Here is a 24,524-nt window from a genome sequence, read left to right as displayed (position 1 = left end):
CCCAATCCGCGTCTTGCGCGGGAGAACGCGACAACACCGCCCGGGTTCAAATTGGCAGGCCAATTGGGACGGCCTTGTGACTCTTGTTCCCGGGACCTTCACCCGAATCTTTTGCTTGGCGGCATGGCAAAAATCGGCATTGTGGCGCCATGACCGAGCAAAATGACACTCAAGACTCCTCGCAACCCAAGGCCGGCGCGATCATCGTCCCCGTGACGCTGTTCGAGCAGAACTGCACCATCATCTGGAGCGAGCCGTCCAAGAAGGCCGTGGTGATCGATCCCGGCGGGGACGTGCCGAAGATCCTGGACGCGATCAAGCAGACCGGCGTCACCGTGGAGAAGATCTGGCTGACGCATGGCCATATCGACCATGTCGGCGGCGCCGCCGATTTGCGCGATGCGCTGAAGGTGCCGATCGAGGGCCCGCACGAAGCCGACAAGTTCCTGCTCGACAACGTGGTCGAGAGCGGCGCGCGTTTCGGCATGACCGGCGTGCGCAATTTTGCGCCCGACCGCTGGCTCAACGAGGGCGACACCGTGTCGATCGGCGACCTCAAGTTCGAGATCTATCACTGCCCCGGCCATTCGCCGGGCAGCGTGGTGTTCTTCAACAAGGAGCTGCGCTTTGCCCATGTCGGCGACGTGCTGTTCGCCGGCTCGGTCGGCCGCACCGATCTGCCCGGCGGCAGTCACGCGACGCTGATCAACTCGATCCTGACCAAGCTGCTGCCGCTCGGCGACGACGTCGGCTTCATCTGCGGCCACGGCGCCGGCTCGAGCATCGGCCAGGAGCGGATGACCAATCCGTTCATCACCGGCGAGATGTGAGGTTGCTCGGCCGAGGCCAGGTTCAGCCGCTGACGCCACCACAAGCTCCGCTGTCGTCCCGGACAAGCGCAGCGAAGCGAAGCGCCGATCCGGGACCCCCGCGCGAGCGCTTGCGCTCGTCGCGATAACCACAGGGAGATGTGGTTGCGGGGATTCGGAGTTGCGCTTTCGCACCTCACTTGACCCTGTGGCTATGGGTCCCGGATCGGCGCGCGCTCGAGGCGCGCTTGTCCGGGACGACAGCGGAGTGTGGGTCGCCTAACGAGCGACGAGCTACTTCATCAGCCCCGCGGCGGTCAGCGCGCGCGTGATGATCTGGCCGAGATCGAAGCTGCGGGCCTCCTCGCGCTTCGGCTCCGCCGATTGCTCGGCGACCGCAGCGCGGATCGAGCGGGCGAGATGCGGCGCGGGCGAGAGCGTCGGCTTGGTGGCAGGCTTAGCGGCTGGTTTGGCCTCCACCTTTGCAGCGTCGGCAATCCAGTCGGTGAGGCCGAAGAATTTTGCGATGTGGTAGGACGAGGAAATGCCGGCCTCGATCAGAAACGCGCCTTCGACGCCGTAACGTTGATCGTTGTCGGCAAGTCCGAGCGGCGTGCCATGGGCCATGTCGGTGATGGCGTAGGATTCGACCAGCGTCTCGCCGTTCTTGCCCCACCAGGCCTGGCGCGGATAGCCGTCGACAATGGTCTCTGCCATCGGCGTATCAGGCAGACCGTGCAGATCGAGCCACTGCTTGACGATCTCGTTGGCGTTGCCGGGATTGACGGTGCGGTCGGCGCTGCCGTGCCACACCGAGATCTTCGGCCAGGGACCGCGATGATCCGAGGCGTTGCGGACGAGATCGCCGAGCTCGCGCGCCGGACGCACCGGGGAATGAAACATGCCGTCCAGTGCCTCGCGCAGATTCGAGGCAATGCCATAGGGCAATCCCGCAATGACCGCGCCGGCCGCGAAGACTTCCGGATAGGTCGCGAGCATCACCGACGTCATGCCGCCGCCGGCGGACAGGCCGGTGATGAAGACCTGCCGGGGATCGATGCGATGTGCCTCGACCATGTGCGCGATCATCTCGCGGATCGAATGCGCCTCGCCGCCGCCGCGCGCCGTGTCCTCCGGGCTGAACCAGTTGAAGCAGGTGTTGCCGTTGTTGATGCGCTGCTGCTCGGGCATCAGCAGCGCGAAGCCGTAGTGCTGAGCCAGCGTCGACCAGCCGGCGCCGAGATCGTAAGCCGCTGCCGTCTGGCCGCAGCCGTGCAGCACGACGACGAGCGCGCGCGGCTTCTGCAATTGCGCCGGAACGAACGCGAACATGCGCAAGGCTCCGGGATTGTCGCCGAAGCCCGTGACCTCTTGCAACGGACTGGACTCATCCGCGCGGCGACCGAGCTCGGCAAAGCGCAGACCGTCCAGCCTCGGCAGACGTCTCAACAGATCAACATTTCTGGCTAAAGACACGGCAACTTCCTGGTGGGCGACGTTCAACGTCCAGCCAAACCAGATAGTTGCTGCGCTGCAAAATAAAAAGTCCGTGCGCTGTCAATCCGATTAAAATCACCGGAAATCCCCGGGAAATCCGCACGTATTAACCGCAATGCCTCAACTTCATGCAGATGCGCGGCGCAGCCACGACAAAAATACGGCTGAGATCATGATGAATGTCACAAACAGGACGAGCGAGACCAGAAAACCTGCGCGCGCTGATTGCAGCGCCTCCAGCGCGAAATACACCGCACCAATTGCGGCCACTCCGGCCGCATTTCCGATCTGCGCAATGGTGCCGTAGATGCCGGAGGCCGAGCCTGCGGCGACGGGCTTGACGGTCGAGAGCACCGCGCCGGAGAGCGGCGCCATCACCAATCCCTGGCCGTAGCCAAAGACGATCATGGTGAAGGCGAGCAGGAACGGCGACGGCGCATCGACAAAGCCTGCGACGAGCGCGAGCGTGGCGAGGCCTGCGATCTGGACCGCACAGCCTTCAATCAACACCTTGGTGCCGCGATGCCGCGCCCGCGCGCCGCTATGGCGCGACGCGACGACGAAAGCGAGCGCGAGCGGAATGAAAGCCAAGCCGGCCGAGAGCGGCGGGATGTGGAGGCCTCGCTGCATGAACAGCGTCATGACGAGGTAGAAGGAGAGATTGGCGAAGAAGAAAAAGAAGGCGGCGCCGAGCCCGCGCAGGAACGCTGCGTCCGCCAGCAGCGTGAGGTCGATCAGCGGCATGCCGCCGGCGCGCGCGACCGCATGCTCCAGCTTCAGGAAGGCAGCCAGCACGACGCCGCCGACCGCCATCACCGCCCACAGCCAGGGTGCCCAGCCGACATCGTGACCGAACAGCAGGGGACCGATCAGGCACAGCAGCCCCGCGAACAGGACCACGCTGCCTTTGATGTCGAGCCTTGTGCCTGATCGCCGCGGCACCGACGGCATGATGCGCCAGGCGGCGCAGGCAATGACAAGCCCGCAGGGCACGTTGACGAAGAACACCGAACGCCAGCCGGCACCTGCGAGATCAACCGTGATCAGGAGGCCGCCGAGCAGGAAGCCTGCGGCGCCGGCCAGCCCGAGCACGATGCCGTAGATGGCGAAGGCGCGGCTGCGCTGGCCGTCGGTGAACAACAGGTGCAGCGTCGCCAGCACCTGAGGCACCATCAGCGCCGCGGTCGCGCCCTGCGCCAGCCGGGCGATGATCAGCTCCGCACCGGATTGCGCAAGGCCGCACCACAGCGAGGTCAGGGTGAAGCCGAGCACCCCGGCGAGAAATACGTTCTTCGTGCCGTGGATGTCGCCGAGACGGCCGCCGGTGACGACCAGCGTGGCATAGGCGATCAGGTAGATCGCGATCACGGATTCGATCTGCGCAGGCGTCGCCTTGAGATCGGACGCAATGGTGGGGATGGCGACGTTCACGATGAAGGCATCGACGCCGAACATGAACTGGGCAGCCACGACGATCGCCAGCACCCACCAGCGGCGGGAGGAATCGACTTGTTGCGTGACGATTTGATGCATCGGAAGAGGCCTCGGGAGGATCGCCGATGATTTCAGACGGCATGCCGCGCCGCGATTACCTCCGAGGTAGGATCGATGCTCTTTCAGCACGTCATTGCGAGCGCAGCGAAGCAATCCAGACTTCCCTCCGCGGAGAGACTCTGGATTGCTTTGCTGCGCTCGCAATGACGCTGAGGGGTCCGAAAGCCCTGACCAACTCTGTCGCCGTGGAGAGTCCCCCCCCTCACCCGCAAGCGGGGAGAGGAAGAAGACCTAACGCATGCCTGCATTCCGTAACACGGGACATGGCGCGATTGCGTTTGCTGCCTCCGGCACGTAGCCTCACCCTCTCAACAAACAGAAAATCGAAGCCGGAGAAACGCCATGGCGCGCCTGAAGTTCGGAGCCTTCCTTGCCCCGCATCACCCGATCGGGGAGCATCCGATGCTCCAGTTCCGGCGCGATCTCGACCTGGTCGAGCAGCTGGATGCGCTCGGCTACGACGAGTTCTGGTGCGGCGAGCATCATTCGTCCGGCTGGGAGATGATCGCCTCGCCCGAGATGTTCCTGGCCGCGGCCGGCGAGCGTACCAAGCGGATCAAGCTCGGCACCGGCGTGGTGTCGCTGCCCTATCACCATCCCTACAACGTCGCCCAGCGCATGGTGCAGCTCGACCACATGACCGGCGGCCGCGCCATCTTCGGCTCCGGGCCCGGCGCGCTGGCTTCTGACGCCCATACGCTCGGCATCGACCCGATGACGCAGCGCGACCGCCAGGACGAGGCGATCGGCATCATCCGTCGTCTGTTCAACGGCGAGCGCGTCACGGCGAAGAGCGAGTGGTTCACCATGAACGACGCCGCGCTGCAGATCCTGCCGCTGCAGGAGGAGATGCCGTTCGTGGTGGCGTCGCAGATCTCCCCCTCGGGCATGACGCTCGCCGGCAAATACGGCTGCGGCATCATCTCGCTGGGCTCGATGACGACGCAGGGGCTGATGTCGCTGCAGCAGCAATGGCAGTTCGCCGAGGATGCCGCGAAGAAGCATGGCACCACGGTGAACCGCGCCGACTGGCGCGTGCTGCTGACCTTCCACATCGCCGAGACCCGCGAGCAGGCGCGCCGCGAGGCCGGCGCCGGGCTGATGCGCTGGCACAACGAATATAATGTCGGCACGCTGCAGCGACCGGGCCTCACCGCCTTCTCTTCGCCCGATGAAGCCGTCGACAAGACCGCCTTCGTCGAGGGCGCGGCGTCCACCATCGGCACGCCCGACGACCTCGTCAAAACCATCAAGAACGTGATGCAGGTGTCGGGCGGCGTCGGCGCCATCATCGGCTTCGTGCACGACTGGGCCAATCCGGAAAACACGCGCCGGAGCTGGGACATGGTCGCGCGCTACGTCGTGCCCGAGATCAACGGCTATATCGACGGCCTGCGCAGGTCGCAAAAATTCGTGATCGAGAACCGCGCCATCTTCGAACGCGCGGGACAGGCGGTGATGGCCAAGATCATGGAGAACGAGAAAGCCGCCGAGGCGCTGAAGGTCACCGGCCCCGGCCGAGTCGCCATCCCCGCCGTCAACGCGCCGGACCTGCAGAAGGAGGCGGCGAAGCGATAGGGAGCCGTCGGCGAGCCCCGATCTCTTCTCGTCGTCCCGGACAAGCGCGCCAAAAGCGCGCGCCGATCCGGGACCCATAGCCGCAGGGAGATGTTTGGCGAAGATTGCTAACCTCTATCTCGCACCACAACTTCTCCTTGGGGGTATGGGTCCCGGCGTTCGCCGGGACGACAGCGGTGGGTGTGACGGTTTTGTGCGTTACACGACGTCAGCTCATCGCGCCTGGATCGTGTTATGCTCGTAGTGCTTGCCAATCGGAGCAATCGTCATGTCGATGCAGAATGTGGCCGCAACGGCGCCCGACTACACCGCGCCCAAACGCAATGCCCTGACGCACATCCCCGGCGATGAAGGCTGGCCGATCGTCGGCAAGACTTTCCAGGTGCTGGCCGATCCCAAAGGCCATATCGAGGCGAACGGCGCCAAATATGGCCCGGTCTACCGCACCCACGTGTTCGGCGAGACCAACGTCGTGCTGCTCGGGCCCGAGGCCAACGAGCTCGTGATGTTCGACCAGCAGAAGCTGTTTTCCTCGACCCATGGCTGGAACAAGGTGCTCGGCCTGTTGTTTCCGCGCGGGCTGATGCTGCTCGATTTCGACGAGCACCGGCTGCACCGCAAGGCGCTGTCGGTTGCCTTCAAGTCCGGGCCGATGAAGTCCTACCTGGCCGATCTCGACCGCGGCATCTCGGCGCGGGTCGCGCAGTGGAAGGCCAAGCCCGGCGAGATGCAGCTCTACCCCGCAATGAAGCAGCTCACGCTCGATCTCGCGGCGGCCTCGTTCCTTGGCGCCGACATCGGGCCGGAGGTCGACGAGATCAACCGCGCCTTCGTCGACATGGTCGCGGCTGCCGTCGCGCCGATCCGCCGCCCCCTGCCCGGCACCCAGATGGCGCGGGGCGTAAGAGGCCGCAAACGCATCGTCGCCTATTTCCGTGAGCAGATCCCGCTGCGCCGCGGCAATCACGGTGGCGACGATCTGTTCTCGCAGCTCTGCCGCGCCACCCATGAGGACGGCGCGCTGCTGTCCGAGCAGGACATCATCGACCACATGAGCTTCCTGATGATGGCGGCGCACGACACGCTGACCTCGTCGCTGACCTCCTTCATCGGCGAGCTCGCCGCCAATCCGGACTGGCAGGATCGCTTGCGCGCCGAGGTTCTCGCGCTCGGGCTCGCGACGGATGCTCCCAGCAGCTTCGACGATCTCGAAAAAATGCCGCTGTCGGAGATGGCGTTCAAGGAGGCGCTGCGGATCAAGCCGCCAGTGCCCTCGATGCCGCGCCGCGCGATGCGCGATTTCACGTTCAAGGGCTTTACGATTCCCGCCGGCACCGCCGTCGGCGTCAATCCGCTCTATACGCATCACATGAAGGACATCTGGCCGGAGCCGGATCGCTTCGATCCCCTGCGCTTCACCGAAGAAGCGCAGCGGGGCCGCCACCGCTTTGCCTGGGTCCCCTTCGGCGGCGGCGCGCATATGTGCCTCGGCCTGCACTTCGCCTACATGCAGGCGAAATGCTTCGCGCGGCACTTCCTGCAGAACCTCGAAGTGTCGCTGGAGCCGGGCTACAAGCCGGACTGGCAGATGTGGCCGATCCCCAAGCCGCGGGACGGCTTGCGGGTGCGGGTAAAGGCGGTGTGAGTTTCTGGTGTCCCGGACGCGCGAAGCGCGAGCCGGGACCCAGGAAGCGACAGGCAAGCTGCGGATGGATGGGCCCCGGCTCTGCGGAGCGGCACTTCGCGCCGCACCGCGTCCGGGGCACGAGACCAAACTCTACGATCCCTGATCGAACGCCTTGCGCAACGCCACGTAGCCCTGCTGCTGCTGGCTCCAGTTGCGACCGCCGGTCATGGCGCCGTCGACGACGAGGTCGTGGCCGTTGATGAAGCTGGATTCGTCGCTGGCCAGGAACACTGCGGCCTGGGCGATGTCGTCGGGCAGGCCGGCGCGCGGGATCGGCTGCGCGGTCTTGTAGACCTCGCGCATCACCGCCGGCGTCTTCTCCGCGGCGTCGGTCGACAGACCCAGCGCCTTGCCGAAGATGCCGGTTGCGATCGCACCGGGCGAGATCGCGTTGACGCGCACATTGGACTCGCCGAGCTCCATCGCCACGCATTTGGTCAGATGGATCACCGCCGCCTTGGCCGCGCTATAGACCATCGAGGACGAGAATCCGGCGAGGCGACCGGCGATGCTGCCATTGTTGATGATGCTGCCGCTCCCCTGCTTCTTCATGACCGGCGCGGCGTGCTTCATGCCGAGCATGACGCTGCGCACCAGTGTCGCCATCGCCGCATCGAAGCGCTCGACCTCGAGGCCCTCGATGCCGCCCGTCTGCGCCGGGCCGCCGGCATTGTTGAACAGGCAGTCGATCCGGCCGAACTTGTCCACGGCCAGCGCGATCAGGGCCTGCATCTGCGCTTCGACGGCCACGTCGGTCTGACGGAAGACGCAGTTCGACCCGAGCCGCGATGCCAGCGCCTCGCCTTCCGGTACACGTCGGCCCGCGATCACAATTTTGGCACCTTCGGCAACGAAGACTTCCGCGGTGCGCAATCCGATCCCGCTCGTCGCTCCCGTGATCACCGCAACCTTGCCGTCCAGCCTGCCCATGGAATGTTCCTGTTCTCGAACGATTTGATGACAAATGGCGAACATCGACCGCTGCCGTCGCAGCAGCGGCCACTATCCCTGCCTGCCTCCGACAAGGCAAGCTATGCTTGGGCGAACGGGATGCGTAACATCCTCATGGACCGATCGAATTTCGAACGCATATCGCAACTGAGCTGCCCATGGGGAAGCTGATCGACGAATTCCGCAGGGGTTGGCAGGGCGCGGCGCCGCCATCGCTCGGCCTGAGCATTGCGTTTGCAGTGGCCTGCCTGCTGGTTGCGACGCTGGCGCGCTGGGCGCTGGCCCATGTGCGGCCCGACGTCTACTTCACGCCCTACTTTCCTGCCGTGTTCTTTGCCGCCGCGTTCGGCGGCTTCCGGATCGGGATCGTGACCGCGCTGATCGGCGGCGTGCTCGGCGTCGTCGTCAATTTCAGCGATGCGATGGCCGACCACGCCCGGTTTGCGCTGCTGGCGCTCTATTGGGCAGTCTGCGCGCTCACCATCTGGGGCGTCGAGCACTATCGCACCATGCTGGCGGAGCAGCGCCGGATCTCCAAGCGCCTGATCGAGGAGGAAGAGTATCGCAAGCTGCTGGTCGACGAGCTCCAGCACCGGCTGAAGAACAAGCTGTCCACCGTGCATGCCGTGCTGCATCAGGTGCTGCATGACCAGCCGCAGGTCTGGGCCCGGATCGATCCGCGGCTGCGCTCGCTGGCCGCGACCGACGATTTGATCTCGCGGATCGACAAGGCCGGCTGCGACATCCGCGACCTCCTGATCTCGGAGCTCGGCCCCTACGGCCACGTCCGCTTCACCCTCAATGGCGACCGGCTGTTCCTGCCGCCGAAGCTCGCAGTGACGCTGTCATTGATGTTTCACGAGCTCGCCACCAATGCAGGCAAATATGGTGCGTTCTCCTCGCCACGCGGCCTGTTGCAGGTCTCGTGGACCGTCAGCGACGACCGCCTGACCATCACCTGGGACGAAAACGAGGGGCCGAGCGTGGACAAGGTGTCCGAACCCGGCTTCGGCACCAAGCTGCTGAAATCGGCATTGTCGGCTTTCGACGGCAGGACCGAGATCTCCTATTTGAAGACCGGGCTGCATTGCATCATGCAGTGTCGAATCCCGCGAAGCGAATAGCATCGCGCACCAAGCGAAAGCGCAACCCGCGCGCTACCTGCCGTTTCGCATGTGCCGTTGACGCTCTGTTAATGACGATCGTCGGCGCACCTCGCATCGTCGCAAGTTTCCCCCAAAACACCCCCGTATTTCTCCGGAGCCCTTAACCAAACTTAAGAGGGAACCACGCAAGACTGCGCTCATTGCAAAACGCGCTGAAACAACAAGATTCATGACTTCTATGAACGACAACAAATATTCCGGCGCGAGCGAAGCCGAGCTCGGATTTCTCAAGGAAATCGTTAGAATGCTGCCGGCGGGCCTGACCGTGCAGGATGCGCATGGCGAGCTTCTGCTGGTTAACGACGCCGCGGCCGCGCAGCTCGGCATGGACGGCAGCCGTCCCTCACCCGATCTTTCGCCGCGCCGCGAAGCCTGCCGTCAGGCTCTGAGTGCCGGCCAGCCTGTCGTCACCGAGGAGGCGCTTCACGGAGGCGCTGCCCGACAAGTGCTGCTCACCACCCATCGTCCCGTCCGCCTCGCCGGGCGCGAGCTGCTGATCTCGGCGTCCTCCGACATCACCGAGCAGAAGAATTTCGAGGACCAGCTGTTCCGTTCGGCCTATTTCGACGAGCTGACCGGCCTGCCCTCGCGGCGCGTGATCGAACATCGCGCCAACGGCCTGCTCTCGGAGAGAAGCGGCGGCGAGCGTTTCGCACTGGCTTTCCTCGACGTCGACAATTTCAAGCACATCAACGACTATTATGGCCACGCCGTCGGCGACGCGCTGCTGGTCGAGCTGTCGAAGCGGCTCGGACGCGACTTGCGCGATTCGGACATGCTGTCGCGCATCTCCGGCGACGAATTCCTGCTGCTGCTCTCCCCGATCCAGAGCCAGGAGGAGGTCGCCGAGTTCATGCAGTCGACGCTGGAGCGACTGACGGCGCCGTTCTTCATCGACAATTCGGAAGTCTTCGCCTCCACCTCCGTCGGCATCAGCCTCTATCCCGACCACGGCCGCAGCTTCGAGACGCTGCGCCAGAACGCCGACATCGCGATGTACCGCATCAAGAACGACGGTAAGGGATCGGCGGCCTTCTTCGACTCCAGCATGGAACGCGAAGCGCTGGCGCGGATGAAGATCGAGCAGTCGCTGCGGCTCGCCATCCTGGAGAAGCGCTTCTGCTGCGCCTTCCAGTCCAAGGTCGACATCCGCACCCAGGCCGTGAAAGGCATCGAGGCCCTGGTACGCCTGCGCGACGACGAAGGCGTGATCCAGGCGCCGGGCTCATTCATCAACCTCGCCGGCGAGCTCGGCCTGATCGACGAGCTCACTCACCTCGTGCTCGCGGAGATCGTCAAATCGATCGACCTGATCAACGAGACCTTCGACCCGGAAGCGACCATCAGCATCAACGTCGCCGCCAAGCAGGCCGGCAATCCCGAATTCATGCGCAGCTTCGCGCGGGCGCTGGAAGAGACCGGCTTTCCCCAGCGCTTCATGATCGAGGTGACGGAAGACGCCTTCGTCGCCAAGAATCACTTCCAGGCCGAGATCCTGCCGATGTTCCGCAAGCTCGGCGTCGGCATCTCGATCGACGATTTCGGCACCGGCTATTCCTCGCTCTCGGCGCTGGCCGACATCACCGCGGACGAGATCAAGATCGACCGCTCCTTCATCACCGACATCCACAAGCGCCCGCGCAGCCAGGGCATCTTGCGCGCGATCGAATCCCTGAGCGAGGCGCTTGGCATGACCGTGATCGCCGAAGGCCTCGAATCCTACGAAGAACTCGCCTACCTCCAGGCCGCGACCAAGATCCGCTACGCGCAGGGCTATTACTTCTCGCGCCCGATCTTCCTGGAGGAGCTGAAGCTCGCGACCCCGCTCTCCAGCGAATCGCGGGCGAGCGTCGCCAGCCGCCCGATGCAACAGAACCGCCAGGGCTACTCGCGCGCGAGCGGGTATCGGCGGTAGGGCAGCACGGAGCGCTGTCGTCCCGGGGCGCGAAGCGAACCCGGGACCCATAACCACAGGGCGTGGTTATGAAGTGACCTGCCAACTCCGAATCTTCGCCAAATTATGCCCTGTCGTTATGGGTCCCGGATCTGCGCTACGCTTGTCCGGGACGACGACCGAGTGTGGGGCGCGCCCCATTTCCCCCTTTGAAATTGCTGGTCTTTTGATAATACACAGGCGGACTTCCGCCGGGATATGTCATGTCCGCCTCGCCCTCGATCAGCGACCCCGCCTATCTCCGTGCGCGCGCGATGGAGACGCTGTTCGAGCGGCTGGAAAAGCTGTGCGAAGGCGCGATCGCGATCGACCGCGGCGGGCGGGTCGTCTACGTCAACGAAAAATATCTCGCCGCGCTCGGCCTCAAGCGCACAGATCAGGCGATCGGCCGGCCGATCGAGGAGATCATTCCGAACAGCCTGATGCGGAAGGTTGTCGAAACCGGCGAGCCGATCCTGCTCGACATCATGGAGCTCGGCGGCGAGCAGCTCGTCGTCACGCGCATGCCGATCGAGGACGAGAACGGGACGGTGATCGGCGCGATCGGCTTCGTGCTCTACGACCACCTCGAAAGCCTGAAGCCGCTGCTCGCCCGTGTCGCCCAGCTCGAGAGCGATCTACGGCTGGCGCGGCGGCAATTGTCCAATGCCCGCGCGGCGAGCTTCACGTTCGCCGACTTCGTCGGCATCACACCTGGGATCGCGCGGGCCAAGGAGCTGGCAGGCCGCGCGGCGCGGCAGAGCGTCACCGTGCTGCTCACCGGCGAAACCGGAACGGGCAAGGAGATGCTGGCGCAGGCGATCCACAACGCCTCCTCGCGCGCGGACAAGCCGTTCGTCAGCGTCAATGTCGCGGCGATCCCGGACACGCTGATCGAGTCGGAATTCTTCGGCACCGCGCCGGGCGCCTATACCGGCGCCGACCGCAGGGGACGCGAGGGCAAGTTCCGCATCGCCGACGGCGGCACGCTGTTCCTCGACGAGATCGGCGAGATGCCGCTGCAATTGCAGGCCAAGCTGCTGCGCGTGCTGCAGGAGCGCGAGATCGAACCGCTCGGCTCGGACAAGATCTCCAAGGTCGACGTGCGCGTGGTCGCCGCAACCAACGTGGATTTGCGCAAGCGCGTCAGCGACGGCGCGTTCCGGCCCGATCTTTATTATCGGCTGAACGTGCTCTCGATCGAGCTGCCGCCGCTGCGCCAGTGCCTCGACGATCTCCCCGAGATCTGCGCCCGCCTGCTCGAGGACATCAGCGCCTCCGGAGATTACATCAAGGCGAAGATCACCCCGAGCGCGCTTGCCGCCCTCGCGCGCTACGACTGGCCCGGCAACGTCCGCGAGCTCCGCAACATCCTGGAGCGGGCGCTGATCCTCAGCGATTCCGGCCGGCTGACCGGCGAGGATGTCGCGCGCATCCTTCCCCTGGGCAACGAGGTCAGGCCCGCTTCATCCGAACGCCCGGCCGGGCTGGTCGTGCCCTATGCGGAGGCCGAGGCGGAGTTCGAGAAGCACACGCTCGAACAGGCGCTTGCCGCCAGCAACGGTCAGATCACCGAGGCCGCCAAGATGCTGCGAATCTCGCGCGCGACCTTCTACAAGAAGCTGGCCAAGTTCGGCCTCGCCACAGGGCCGGCCTCCGTCTGAGTTTCGAGACACGAGCGTGTCCGGAGTCTCGGATTCCGGACACGGTGCCCGGCTACTCTCCTGCTCCGGCTACGCCGGAATGGCCGCAAATCGCAGTGCATTCCGTGGACCAAAGGTATCTGGCGCAAACCTTGCTCAGTGCTGCCCGCTCTCGCGGGAGCAAGCTGTTCCACGGCCGGTCCCCGCGATAGGATCAACTCAGAATAATATCGGCATGCGGTCGAAGGGATTGGGAGGAACGCCGTGAGCCATCATCCAGCGCTGCCCTACCTGCGCAATTCCGAGAAGGGCAAGGTCGTCACGGCGACTGAGGCGGTCATGCTGATCCGCGACGGCGATACGGTGGCGACCGGCGGCTTCGTCGGCATCGGCTTTGCCGAGGAGATCGCGATCGCGCTGGAAGAGCTCTATCTCTCCCACGAGGGCGATGCGCCCTACACGCAAGGCAAGCCGCGCAACCTGACGCTGGTCTACGCGGCGGGCCAGGGCGACGGCAAGAATCGCGGGCTCAACCATTTCGCGCATGAGGGGCTGGTCCGGCGCGTGATCGGGGGACATTGGGGGCTTGCGCCGAAATTGCAGCAGCTCGCGATCGCAGGCCAGATCGAGGCCTACAATCTGCCGCAAGGCGTCATCACGCATCTGTTCCGCGACATCGCCGCGCACCGGCCCGGCCACGTCACTCGCGTCGGCATGGGCACCTTCGTCGACCCCAGGCACGGCGGCGGCAAGCTGAACGCCCGCACCACCGAGGACCTCGTGGAGCTGATCACGATCGGCGGCGAGGAATGCCTGCTCTACAAGACCTTTCCCATCAATGTCGGAATCATCCGCGCTACCACGGGCGATCCCGACGGCAACCTCACCATGGAGAAGGAGGCACTGACGCTGGAAGCGCTCGCGATCGCCATGGCCGCGCATAATTCCGGCGGCATCGTCATCGCCCAGGTCGAGCGCGTGGCCGAGGCCGGCAGCCTCAATCCGCGCCAGGTGAAGATTCCCGGCATCCTCGTCGACTGCGTCGTGGTGGCAAGGCCCGAGAACCACTGGCAGACCTTTGGCACGCCATACAATCCCGCCTTCTCCAGCGAGATCCGGGTCCGCGCCGCATCGCTCCCGGTGATGCCGGTCAGTGAGCGCAAGATCATCGCGCGGCGCGCAGCCCTCGAACTCAAGGCCAACAGCGTCGTCAATCTCGGCATCGGCATGCCCGAGGGGATCGCCTCGGTCGCCAACGAAGAGCGGATCATCGACCTCATCACGCTGACGGCGGAGCCCGGCGTGATCGGCGGCATTCCGGCGAGCGGCATCGATTTCGGCGCGGCGATCAACACGCAGGCCGTGATCGACCAGCCCTATCAGTTCGATTTCTACGACGGCGGCGGCCTGGATGCCGCCTTTCTCGGTCTCGCCCAGGTCGATCGCGCCGGCAACCTCAATGTCAGCAGGTTCGGACCGAAGCTCGCGGGCGCCGGCGGCTTCATCAACATCAGCCAGAACGCCAAGGAAGTCATCTTCGTTGGCACCTTCGGCGCGGGCAAGCAGCGCATCGCCGTGAACGACGGCAAGCTCGTCATTCTCGACGAGGCCAAGTCGCGCAAGTTCGTGGACCACGTCGAGCACGTCACCTTCAGCGGAAAGTTCGCCGCCGCGCGCAAGCAGCGTGCGCTGTACGTCACCGAGCGCTGCGTGTTCGAGCTCCGGCCCGAAGGGCTCGAGCTCACCGAGATCGCGCCCGGCATCGACGTCGAGCGCGACATCCTCCGCCTGATGGATTTCAAGCCGCTGATCCCGCGCGATCCCGCAACCATGGACGCGCGCATCTTCCACGAAGGCCTGATGGAGCTGCGCGAGCGCCTGCTCACGATTCCGCTCGACCAGCGCTTCACGCTGGACGAGCAGCAGAACCTGTTTTTCGTCAATCTGGAACGCTATCCGCTGCGCAGCAAGGCCGAGATCGACACCATCGCAGCGATCGTCGAGGCCAGGCTCGCGCCGCTCGGCCGCCGGGTCTACGCCATCGTCAATTATGACAATTTTTCCATCCTGCCGGAATTGATGGACGATTATTCGGCGATGGTGCGTAGCCTCGTCGATCGCTTCTATTCAGGCGTATCGCGCTACACCACCTCGGGCTTCCTGCGCATCAAGCTCGGCGAAGCCCTGGAGAAGCGTGGCGTCGCACCGCATATTTTCGAAAGCGCTGACGAGGCGCAATCGGACCGGCGTCAGGCCGAGGGAGCCGGCGATGCACGGCTGGCCCAAAAATGATGCAGGCTATAGAGGCCGACGCGCTCGGCGGGAAGGTTCGATTGCAATGTTCGTAAGCTTGTGCAAATCGCTGTTGTCGAGAAACGTTGAATCAGGAGGGACCATCGTGCGTCGATCACTCATCATAACAACAACCATTCTCGCGCTCGGCGCGGGCACCTCCGTGCAAGCCGACGATCTCAAAGTCGCGCTGATCTACGGCAAGACCGGCCCGCTCGAGGCCTATGCCAAGCAGACCGAGACTGGCCTGAAAATGGGCTTTGAATACGCCACCAAGGGCACGATGACGCTCGACGGTCGCAAGATCGTCATCATCACCAAGGACGACCAGGGTAAGCCGGATCTCGCCAAGGCCGCGCTCGCCGAAGCCTATCAGGACGACAAGGCCGACATCGCCATCGGCACGACCTCGTCGGCCGCGGCGCTCGCCATTCTCCCTGTCGCCGAAGAGAACAAGAAGATCCTGATCGTCGAGCCCGCTGTCGCGGACCAGATTACCGGCGAGAAGTGGAATCGCTACATCTTCCGCACCGCGCGCAACTCCTCGCAGGACGCGATCTCGAATGCGGTCGCGATCGGCAAGCAGGGCGTCACCGTTGCGACCCTGGCGCAGGACTACGCGTTCGGCCGCGACGGCGTCGCCGCCTTCAAGGAGGCGCTCGCCAAGACCGGCGCAACGCTGGCCGCGGAAGAATATGCACCGACCAACACCACCGACTTCACCGCGGTCGGCCAGCGCCTGTTCGATGCGCTGAAGGACAAGCCGGGCCGCAAGGTGATCTGGGTGATCTGGGCCGGCGCCGGCAATCCGCTGGCCAAGCTCCAGGACATGGACCCGAAGCGCTACGGCATCGAGCTCTCCACCGGCGGCAACATCCTGCCGGCGCTCGCTGCCTATAAAGGCCTGCCGGGCATGGAAGGCGCCACCTACTACTACTACGACATCCCGAAGAACCCGGTGAACGACTGGCTGGTCGCCGAGCACCAGAAGCGCTTCAACGCACCGCCGGACTTCTTCACCGCGGGCGGCTTTGCCGCAGCGATGTCCGTCGTCGCCGCCGTCACCAAGGCAAAGTCGACCGACAGCGAGAAGCTGATCACGGCGATGGAGGGCCTCGAGTTCGACACGCCGAAGGGCAAGATGGTGTTCCGCAAGGAAGACCATCAGGCGCTGCAGAGCATGTACGCCTTCAAGGTCAAGGTCGATCCGAATGTCGCCTGGGCCATCCTCGAGCCGGTGCGCGAACTGAAGATCGAAGACATGGACGTTCCCGTTCGCAACAAGCGCTGAGCTTTCTTGCTTCACCTCCCCCGCTTGCGGGGGAGGGAGCTACCGCGAGCGCGGACACATCTTCATTTTGTCACTTGCCAGACCTCTCATGACGCTCTCTCTCGAAACCCGCGACCTCACCATCCGCTTCGGCGGCCACGTGGCGGTCAACAGCGTGACCTGCACGTTCCGTCCGGGCGAGCTCACCGCGATCGTCGGGCCGAACGGCGCCGGCAAGACCACCTATTTCAATCTGATCTCGGGCCAGCTGCGCGCCTCCAGCGGCAGCATCCTGTTCGGTGGCACCGACATCACCCAGCTTTCCGCGCCGCTGCGGACCCGCGCGGGTCTCGGGCGCGCGTTCCAGCTGACCAACCTGTTTCCCAATCTCACCGTGGAAGAGAACGTCCGCCTCGCAGTGCAGGCGGCGAACGGCACCCATTACGACATGCTGCGGCCCTGGATGGTGCGCCGCGACCTGATCGCACGCGCAGATGCCATCCTCGACCAGGTCGCGCTCGGCAGCCGCCGCGGCGTCGCCGCCACCGCGCTGTCGCATGGCGACCAGCGCAAGCTCGAGGTCGCGCTGATGATCGCGCTCGAGCCTGATGTCTTCATGTTCGACGAGCCGACCGCCGGCATGAGCATCGACGAAGTGCCTGTCGTCCTGAACCTGATCGCGCAGCTCAAGCGGGACACAAGCAAGATCATCCTGCTGGTCGAGCACAAGATGGACGTGGTGCGCTCGCTCGCCGACCGCATCATCGTGCTGCATAACGGCCAGCTCGTCGCCGACGGTCCGCCGGCCGAAGTGATCGCCTCGCCGATCGTGCAGGAAGCCTACCTCGGCGTCGCGCCCAAGACTGCTGCAGAGAGCGCCGCATGACCGATCTCCTCAAGCTCTCCGGCGTGCACACCCATATCGGTCGCTACCACATCCTCCAGGGCATCGACCTCGCGGTCCCGCAAGGACAAGTCACGATGCTGCTCGGGCGTAACGGCGCCGGCAAGACCACGACGCTGCGCACCATCATGGGACTGTGGCAGGCATCATCAGGCGAGATCAGTCTCGCAGGGATGCGTATCGAGAGCCGCGCCACGCCCGACATCGCCCGGCTCGGCGTCGGCTACGTGCCGGAGAGCATGGCGGTGTTCTCCGATCTCACGGTGAAGGAGAACCTCGTGCTGGCGGCACGGGATGCTGCGATGGACGACAAGCAGCTGGAATGGATTTTCGGCTTCTTTCCGGCGTTGCGCCGCTTCTGGCTGTCGCGCGCGGGAAGCCTCTCGGGCGGACAGAAGCAGATGCTCTCGATCGCGCGCGCCATCATCGAGCCGCGCAAGCTCTTGCTGATCGACGAGCCGACCAAGGGTCTGGCGCCCGCCATCGTGATGGCGCTGATCGAGTGCCTGAAGGAGATCAAGCGCAAGGGCGCGACGATCCTTCTGGTCGAACAGAATTTCTTCGCCGCCCGCGAGCTCGGTGACAACGTGCTGGTCATGGACAACGGCACCATCGTCCACCGCGGCGAGATGGCGGCGCTGGCCGCCGACGTGCCGCTGCAAGAGCGGCTGCTCGGCCTGAGCCTGGAGGCACATCAGTGACTGACCTTGCCGCAACCGATCCGCTGCCGAAGCCGAAGCGCGATCTCGCGCCGATCCTGCTGCCGATCGCACTCGCGCTGCTGATGATCCCCCTGATCGGATCGACCTCCTCCTGGCTGACGCTGACGGTAGCGAGCCTTGCGATGGGCATGATGATCTTCATCATGGCCTCGGGCCTGACACTGGTGTTCGGCCTGATGGATGTGCTCAACTTCGGCCATGGCGCCTTCATCGCCGTCGGCGCCTATGTCGCGACCCTGGTGCTGGCGCCGTTCGCAGCCTCGATTCAGGCCGACTCGCTCTGGATGAACCTCGCCGTGCTGGCGCCGGCCGCGCTGCTTTCGATGGCGGTCTCGGGCGCCCTCGGCCTCGTCGTCGAGCGCGTGCTGATCCTTCCCGTTTACGGCCAGCATTTGAAGCAGATCCTGATGACGACAGGCGGCCTGATCGTCGCCGAGCAGACGATGTATGCGCTGTGGGGGCCGCAGATCATCCCGATGCCGCTGCCGGCCTCGCTGCGCGGCTCCTTCATCCTCGGCGACGTCGCGATCGCCAAGTATCGCGTGCTGGCGATGCTGATCGGGCTTGCCGTCTTCATCGCGATCCAGCTCGTGCTCAACCGCACCAAGCTCGGCCTTTTGATCCGCGCCGGCGTCGAGAATCGCGAGATGGTCGAGGCGCTCGGCTATCGCATCCGCCGCCTGTTCCTCGGCGTCTTCATGACGGGCTCGGCGCTGGCCGGCCTCGGCGGCGTGATGTGGGCGCTGTACCGCGAGCAGGTGCATGCCTCTATGAGCGACGACCTCACTGTGCTGATCTTCATCGTCGTCATCATCGGCGGCCTCGGCTCGATCGGCGGCTGCTTCATCGGCGCGATCCTGGTGGCCATGGTCGCCAATTACGGCGGCTTCCTGGTGCCGAAACTCGCCCTTGTCTCCAACATCCTGCTGATGGTCGCCATTCTGATGTGGCGGCCGCGCGGCCTCTATGCGGTGACCAGCCGATGATGATCCTCTCAGGCGATCCGCCGCGCAGCCGAATCCTCACGCTGGTTCTCGTCGTCATCATCCTGGCGCTGGCGGCGACGCCGTTCCTGTTCCCGGGCGCCAAGGCGCTGAACGTCGCCGCCAAGATCTGCGTCTTCGCCGCGCTGGTGGCCTCTTACGATCTCCTGCTCGGCTATACCGGCTCGGTGTCGTTCGCCCACACCATGTTCTACGGCATCGGCAGCTACGCGATCGCGATCGCGCTCTACGGCATGGGCCCGAACTGGGCCGCGGTCGCGACCGGCACCGTCGTCGGCCTGCCACTCGCAGCCCTGCTCGCGCTTGCCATCGGCCTGTTCTCGCTGCGCGTCGCCGCAATCTTCTTTGCCATGATCACGCTCGCGGTCGCCTCGGCCTTCCAGGTTCTGGCCTCGCAACTGTCCTGGCTGACCGGCGGCGAGGACGGGCGCAGCTTTCAGCTGCCGGAGCTACTTCGCCCCGGCACGGTACTGATCTCGAAGAATCTGTTCGGCTTCGAGATCAACGGCCGCATCCTGACCTTTTATCTGGTGTTCGCCGTCTCAGCCTTGATGATCCTCGCTTTGCTCCGCGTCGTGAACTCGCCGTTCGGGCGCGTGCTGCAAGCCATCCGCGAGAACCGCTTCCGTGCCGAGGCGCTCGGCTTCCGCACGGTGTTTCATCTGACCTACGCCAACTGCCTCGCCGCGCTGGTGGCCGCCGGCGCCGGCATTTTGAACGCGCTGTGGCTGCGCTATGCCGGCCCCGATACCTCGCTCAGCTTCTCGATCATGCTGGACATCCTGCTGATGGTCGTGATCGGCGGCATGGGCACGATCTATGGCGCGATCATCGGCGCCAGCATCTTCATCCTCGCCCAGAACTATTTGCAGTCGCTGATGGGCGTCGCGTCCAAGGCTGCCTCGGAAGCCGGCCTGCCATTGCTGCCGGGATTGCTGCATCCGGATCGCTGGCTGTTATGGCTCGGCCTGCTGTTCATCGCCAGCGTCTATTTCTTTCCGACCGGCGTGGTGGGGCGGCTGCGGAATCCGGCCGGCGACAAGGGCGGCGACTTGCATTAACACACGATTCATGATGCGACGCAGCGTTGACGGCGGACGGCGCGCAACCGCGACGTGATTCCCGCTCCACTCTATCCGGGCGCGGCCGCGCAACCCGATTAATGCTTAGGTAACTGGCTTTCCTAAGGTTTAGGCCATTTGTGCAGTGTATTCGTGTTCCTCCAGGGAGGGGGAATGCGCCAGGTCTTTTCCACGGTGGCAACCGGAATGTCTCTAGCCGTAAGGAACGGCTGGGAGGCGTTGACGCGGCGTGGCCCCGTCCTGTGGTTGACCCTGTGCGGCGTGTTGCTGGTCGCGGGCATCTTCGGCGTGACGGCCATGGCCGTCGGCGAGTTTCGCGAACGCACACTGGCCAATCGCGAGCGCGAGCTGGAAAACACGGTGCAGCTGATCGCGCGGCACTTCGACCAGCAGTTCGAGGATTCCGACGTCGTCGCCGCCGACCTGATCGGCCAGATGAGCCTGACGGAGATCACCTCGCCGGCGATGTTCCGCGAGCGCATGTCCGGATCTGCGGCGAACCAGATGCTGCGCAGCAAGATCAGCTCCGTGTCCTATCTCGGCGATATCGCGCTCTACGATGCCGACGGTGAGTTGATCAACTGGTCGCGGGCCCAGCCACTGCCCAAGATCAACGTTTCGTCCCGGGCCTACTTTCAGACGTTCAAGACCAATCCGCGGTCCGAGCCGGTGCTGCTGGAATCCGTTCGCAGCTTCATCATCAACAAGTGGACCACGATCGTCGCGCGCCGCCTGAACGGCGCGGACGGCACCTTCCTCGGCGCGATGGTCCGCCGGATCGATCCGGACAGCTATCAGCACTATTTCGCTTCCGTCGCGCTGGCCGAGGGCACGGCGATCTCGCTGTTCGATCGCGAGGGCAAGATGCTGGCGCGCTATCCGCACCGCGAAGAGCTGATCGGCCGGAGCTTCAGGGATGCGCCGCTGATGCGGAAGGTGCTGACCGAGGGTGGCCAACAGACGCTTCGCGTCAGGAGTCCGACAGACGGCGAAGAGCGGCTCGGCTCGGCGGCGTCGCTGACGCACTTCCCGCTCGTGATCGTTGCCACCAACACCACGGCCGCAGCACTGGCCGACTGGCGGCAGCAGACCGGCTTCATGGTGACGACCGCCGCGCTTTCGGCAGCGGTCATCGCGCTGATGCTCTATCTGATCATCCGCCAGATCAACCGTCAGAACCGTGAGGCGCAGGAACGTCTGGAAGCGGAGCGGCTGCGGCTCGACACCGCCCTGAACAACATGTCGCAGGGACTGATCCTCTACGACGCGAACGGCTACATCGCCACCTGCAACCGCCGCTACGCCGACATGTTCGGCCTCTCCCACGACGTCATCAAGCCCGGCTGCCACATCCGCGAGGCGATGTACCATCGCAAGGAGCGCGATGCATTCGACGGCGACGTCGAGGCGTTTTGCGCCGACGTCATGAGGGTCGTTGCCGAAGGCACGGTCTCCACGCGCATGCATCAGCTCGCCAACGGCCGCGCCTTCCAGGTCATCAACACGCCGCTCGCCCAGGGCGGCTGGGTCGCCACGATCGAGGATATCACCGAGCGGCGCAATCTCGAGCGGGAACGCGACCGCAACTACACGTTCCTGCGCGAGATCATCGACCACATTCCGTCGCAGATCACGGTTAAGGATGCCCGCACGCGGCAATACCTCTTGCTGAACGGCGTCGCCGAGCAATTGTTCGGCCAGTCGCGTCAGGAGGTCATGGGCAAGACTGCCTTCGACATCTTCCCCGAGGCGCATGCTGCCCACATCACCGCGGACGACAATAGCGCGCTGCAATCGGCCAAGGGACTGTTCAAGGACGAGCATGCCTGGCAGATGCCGGGCATGGGGTTGCGCTACATCACGTCGACGCGGATCGGCATTCGCGACGACGCCGGCGAGCCGCGCTACCTCATTCACGTCATCGACGACGTCACCGAGCGGCGCCGCGCTGACGAGAAGATCGCGCATATGGCGCATTACGATGCGCTGACCGACCTGCCGAACCGCACGCTGTTCCGCGAACAGATCGAGCGCGAGCTGGCGAAGGTTGCGGGCGGGGACCAGTTTGCGCTGCTCTACATCGACGTCGACGAGTTCAAGGGCATCAACGATTCGCTCGGCCATCATGTCGGCGACGAGCTGCTGAAGGCGATCGCAAGCCGTCTGCGCGGCTGCCTCAAGGAGGGCGACCTGATCGCGCGCCTGGGCGGCGACGAATTCGCGGTGATCCAGACCGGGATCCAGTCCTCCGCCGAGGTGCTGTCCTTCGTGACCCGGATCTACCAGGCGATCCGGCAGCCCTATCATTGTCTTGGCCACCAGCTCTCCACCGATGCGAGCATCGGAATCGCGCTGGCGCCGCAGGACGGCACCGATCTCGACCAACTCATCAAGAACGCCGATCTGGCGATGTACGGCGCCAAGGCCGAGGGGCGCCGCACTCACCGCTTCTTCGAGCCGGAGATGGACGCGAGCGCCAGGGCGCGGCTGAGCATGGAGCAGGATCTGCGGCAGGCGCTGGTAAATGGCGGCTTCGAGATCCACTATCAGCCGCTGGTCGATCTGCACACCAACGTCGTCACCGGTTGCGAGGCGCTGCTGCGCTGGCGCCACCCCGAGCGCGGCATGGTCTCGCCCGCGGAGTTCATTCCGGTCGCCGAGGACACCGGCCTGATCACCGAGCTCGGCGACTGGGTGCTGCGCATGGCCTGCAACGAGGCCGCGACCTGGCCGACGCATATCCGCGTCGCGGTCAACGTGTCGCCGGTGCAGCTCAAATGCGACACGCTGGCGCTGCGGATCGCGGGCGCGCTCGCCGCCTCGGGCCTCGACCCGCGCCGGCTCGAGCTCGAGATCACCGAGGCCGTGCTGATCCGCGACGACGAGGCCGCGCTCTCGATCCTGCACCAGCTCCGCTCGATCGGCGTGCGCATCGCGCTCGACGATTTCGGCACCGGCTATTCCTCGCTCAGCTATCTCAAGCGCTTCCCGTTCGACAAGATCAAGATCGACCGCTGCTTCGTCGCCGACATCGCCGAGAGCAGCGGCGCGCCCGTGATCGTGCAGGCAGTGGTGAACATCGCCGCCGCCAGCAGCATGACGACGGTCGCCGAGGGCGTCGAGACCGAGGCGCAGCGCGAGATGCTGCGCGCGCTCGGCTGCACGCAGATGCAGGGCTATCTGTTCAGCGCGCCGAAGCCGGCCGCCGAGGTGCGGAAACTGTTTGGCACGGGCGATGGCTCGCCCGGCATCGTGCCGGTCGCGGCGGTGGCGTGATGGCAAAGCCGGTGAAGCCGTCAGGAAAGACCTCGGGCAAGATCTCAGGCAAGATCTCAGGCAAGACATCGACCAAGACCGTCGACGTCGCGGATTCCTATGCCGTGCGGCTGATGCAGCATCTGGTGGTGCCGACCTTCGTGATCGACCCCAAGCGGCGCGTCGTGATCTGGAACAGGGCCTGCGAGCGGCTGACCGGCCTTGCCGCCTCGGAAGTGATCGGCACCAGCAAGCACTGGCAGGCCTTCTACGAGACCAGGCGCCCCTGCCTTGCCGACCTCGTCGCGCTCGACCGGCCGGAGCGGCTTCCGGAATTCTATTCGGAATATGCCGCGCGGGGCCATAACGGGCTCGGCTTTTCCGCTGAGAACTGGTGCGTAATGCCGAAGCTCGGCAACCAGCTCTATCTCGCGATCGACGCCGGCCCGATCCACGACGAGGCCGGGCATCTGATCGCCGTGGTGGAGACGCTGCGCGACCTCACCGACCAGAAGCGTGCCGAAATGGCGCTCAAGGAGCTCGCCACCAAGGATGGGCTGACCGGCCTGTCGAACCGCCGCTCGTTCGACCAGATGCTGATGAGCGAATGGGCCCGCGCCCAACGCACGCAGAAGCCGCTGGCGCTGCTCTTCGTCGACGTCGATCATTTCAAGCTGTTCAACGACCATCACGGCCACCAGATCGGCGACGAATGCCTGCGGGCGATCGCCTCCGTCGTCAGCCGGCACGCCGTGCGCCCGCTCGATCTCGCCGGCCGCTACGGCGGCGAGGAGTTCGCGCTGATCCTGCCGGATCTGGATTGCGACAGCGCCTGTGTCATCGCCGAGGAGATCCGCGGCGCCGTCCTGGCCTTGCAGATCGCCCACGGCGCGGTGGGCGCCGGCGATCACGTCACCCTCAGCGTCGGCGTCGCCAGCCACATTCCCGGCGCGGTCGACGGCGGCCCCGACCGGCTGCTGGGCGCGGCCGACGAGGCGCTTTACGTCGCCAAACGGCTCGGCCGCAACCAGGTCATCTGCGCCGAGCGCGTGCTGGCCGAATTCGCCGCCCTGGGACGGCAGGCCAAGCAGGTTCCGGCCCCCTTACGGCGCAAGACGGCCTGAGGCCGATTGCGGCGGGAAGCGGTTGCTCCCCCCTCGCCAATCGGCTAAATGAA

17 protein-coding genes are annotated in these 24,524 nt (G+C 65.0%); 14 read left to right on the top strand and 3 right to left on the bottom strand.

The genetic code is table 11. The features are described from left to right. The first annotated feature begins 149 nt into the window (after positions 1 to 149). Positions 150 to 830 carry an MBL fold metallo-hydrolase gene (locus Q0743_RS26765; protein WP_298244480.1) on the top strand — a complete coding sequence of 227 codons (681 nt, stop codon included), beginning with the start codon at positions 150 to 152 and terminating at the stop codon, positions 828 to 830. A 273-nt stretch (positions 831 to 1,103) separates the two neighbouring features. Here the strand turns inward: Q0743_RS26765 and Q0743_RS26760 are convergent, their stop codons facing one another. Both Q0743_RS26760 and Q0743_RS26755 read right to left on the bottom strand, forming a co-directional pair. Then, entirely contained in the window at positions 1,104 to 2,285 is a 1,182-nt protein-coding gene (locus Q0743_RS26760; RefSeq protein ID WP_298244479.1) for a PHB depolymerase family esterase, read from the bottom strand. Positions 2,286 to 2,432: 147 nt separating this feature from the next. Then, entirely contained in the window at positions 2,433 to 3,839 is a 1,407-nt protein-coding gene (locus tag Q0743_RS26755; protein ID WP_298244478.1) for an MFS transporter, read from the bottom strand. A gap of 363 nt (positions 3,840 to 4,202) precedes the next feature. Between Q0743_RS26755 and Q0743_RS26750 the strand changes: the two genes are divergently transcribed. Next, positions 4,203 to 5,438: an LLM class flavin-dependent oxidoreductase gene (locus Q0743_RS26750; protein WP_298244477.1), complete on the top strand. Its 1,236-nt coding sequence runs from the start codon at positions 4,203 to 4,205 to the stop codon at positions 5,436 to 5,438. Positions 5,439 to 5,706: 268 nt separating this feature from the next. Continuing rightward, positions 5,707 to 7,083 (top strand): cytochrome P450, encoded by a 1,377-nt coding sequence (locus Q0743_RS26745; protein ID WP_298244476.1) that lies wholly within the window; start codon positions 5,707 to 5,709, stop codon positions 7,081 to 7,083. Positions 7,084 to 7,215: 132 nt separating this feature from the next. On the opposite strand, the gene Q0743_RS26740 is transcribed toward Q0743_RS26745, so the two are convergent. Continuing rightward, positions 7,216 to 8,055 carry an SDR family NAD(P)-dependent oxidoreductase gene (locus Q0743_RS26740; RefSeq protein WP_298244475.1) on the bottom strand — a complete coding sequence of 280 codons (840 nt, stop codon included), beginning with the start codon at positions 8,053 to 8,055 and terminating at the stop codon, positions 7,216 to 7,218. Positions 8,056 to 8,234: 179 nt separating this feature from the next. Here Q0743_RS26740 and Q0743_RS26735 point away from each other — a divergent pair, with 179 nt between their 5' ends. From Q0743_RS26735 to Q0743_RS26685, 11 genes are all read left to right on the top strand, one after another. Beyond that, complete coding sequence (locus tag Q0743_RS26735) at positions 8,235 to 9,200, top strand: sensor histidine kinase (RefSeq protein WP_298244474.1); 966 nt, start codon at positions 8,235 to 8,237, stop codon at positions 9,198 to 9,200. 220 nt (positions 9,201 to 9,420) lie between these two features. Further along, entirely contained in the window at positions 9,421 to 11,157 is a 1,737-nt protein-coding gene (locus Q0743_RS26730) for an EAL domain-containing protein (protein ID WP_298244473.1), read from the top strand. 242 nt (positions 11,158 to 11,399) lie between these two features. Then, complete coding sequence (locus Q0743_RS26725; protein ID WP_298244472.1) at positions 11,400 to 12,839, top strand: sigma 54-interacting transcriptional regulator; 1,440 nt, start codon at positions 11,400 to 11,402, stop codon at positions 12,837 to 12,839. Between the two features lie 243 nt (positions 12,840 to 13,082). Next, positions 13,083 to 15,110, top strand: a complete 2,028-nt coding sequence (locus Q0743_RS26720; protein ID WP_298244471.1) for an acyl CoA:acetate/3-ketoacid CoA transferase — start codon at positions 13,083 to 13,085, stop codon at positions 15,108 to 15,110. A 106-nt stretch (positions 15,111 to 15,216) separates the two neighbouring features. Further along, positions 15,217 to 16,401, top strand: a complete 1,185-nt coding sequence (locus Q0743_RS26715) for a substrate-binding domain-containing protein (protein ID WP_298244470.1) — start codon at positions 15,217 to 15,219, stop codon at positions 16,399 to 16,401. 88 nt (positions 16,402 to 16,489) lie between these two features. Next, entirely contained in the window at positions 16,490 to 17,266 is a 777-nt protein-coding gene (locus Q0743_RS26710) for an ABC transporter ATP-binding protein (protein ID WP_298244469.1), read from the top strand. After that, a complete protein-coding gene (locus Q0743_RS26705; protein WP_298244468.1) occupies positions 17,263 to 17,985 on the top strand; it encodes an ABC transporter ATP-binding protein in 723 nt (240 codons plus the stop codon). The genes Q0743_RS26710 and Q0743_RS26705 overlap by 4 nt, the downstream gene beginning before the upstream one ends. Continuing rightward, positions 17,982 to 18,992: a branched-chain amino acid ABC transporter permease gene (locus tag Q0743_RS26700; protein WP_298244467.1), complete on the top strand. Its 1,011-nt coding sequence runs from the start codon at positions 17,982 to 17,984 to the stop codon at positions 18,990 to 18,992. Before Q0743_RS26705 ends, Q0743_RS26700 begins: the two co-directional genes overlap by 4 nt. Next, positions 18,989 to 20,071: a branched-chain amino acid ABC transporter permease gene (locus Q0743_RS26695; RefSeq protein WP_298244466.1), complete on the top strand. Its 1,083-nt coding sequence runs from the start codon at positions 18,989 to 18,991 to the stop codon at positions 20,069 to 20,071. Before Q0743_RS26700 ends, Q0743_RS26695 begins: the two co-directional genes overlap by 4 nt. A gap of 174 nt (positions 20,072 to 20,245) precedes the next feature. Continuing rightward, on the top strand, positions 20,246 to 23,368 hold the full coding sequence (locus tag Q0743_RS26690; protein WP_298244465.1) for an EAL domain-containing protein: 3,123 nt from the start codon (positions 20,246 to 20,248) through the stop codon (positions 23,366 to 23,368). Continuing rightward, positions 23,368 to 24,471 carry a diguanylate cyclase gene (locus Q0743_RS26685; protein WP_298244464.1) on the top strand — a complete coding sequence of 368 codons (1,104 nt, stop codon included), beginning with the start codon at positions 23,368 to 23,370 and terminating at the stop codon, positions 24,469 to 24,471. The genes Q0743_RS26690 and Q0743_RS26685 overlap by 1 nt, the downstream gene beginning before the upstream one ends. The last annotated feature ends 53 nt before the right edge of the window (positions 24,472 to 24,524 follow it).

This window comes from uncultured Bradyrhizobium sp. (assembly GCF_936943645.1).
In the GTDB taxonomy this organism is placed as follows: domain Bacteria; phylum Pseudomonadota; class Alphaproteobacteria; order Rhizobiales; family Xanthobacteraceae; genus Bradyrhizobium.
Note: the sequence above shows the minus strand (reverse complement) of the source record. Positions and strands in the feature narration are given on the sequence as shown.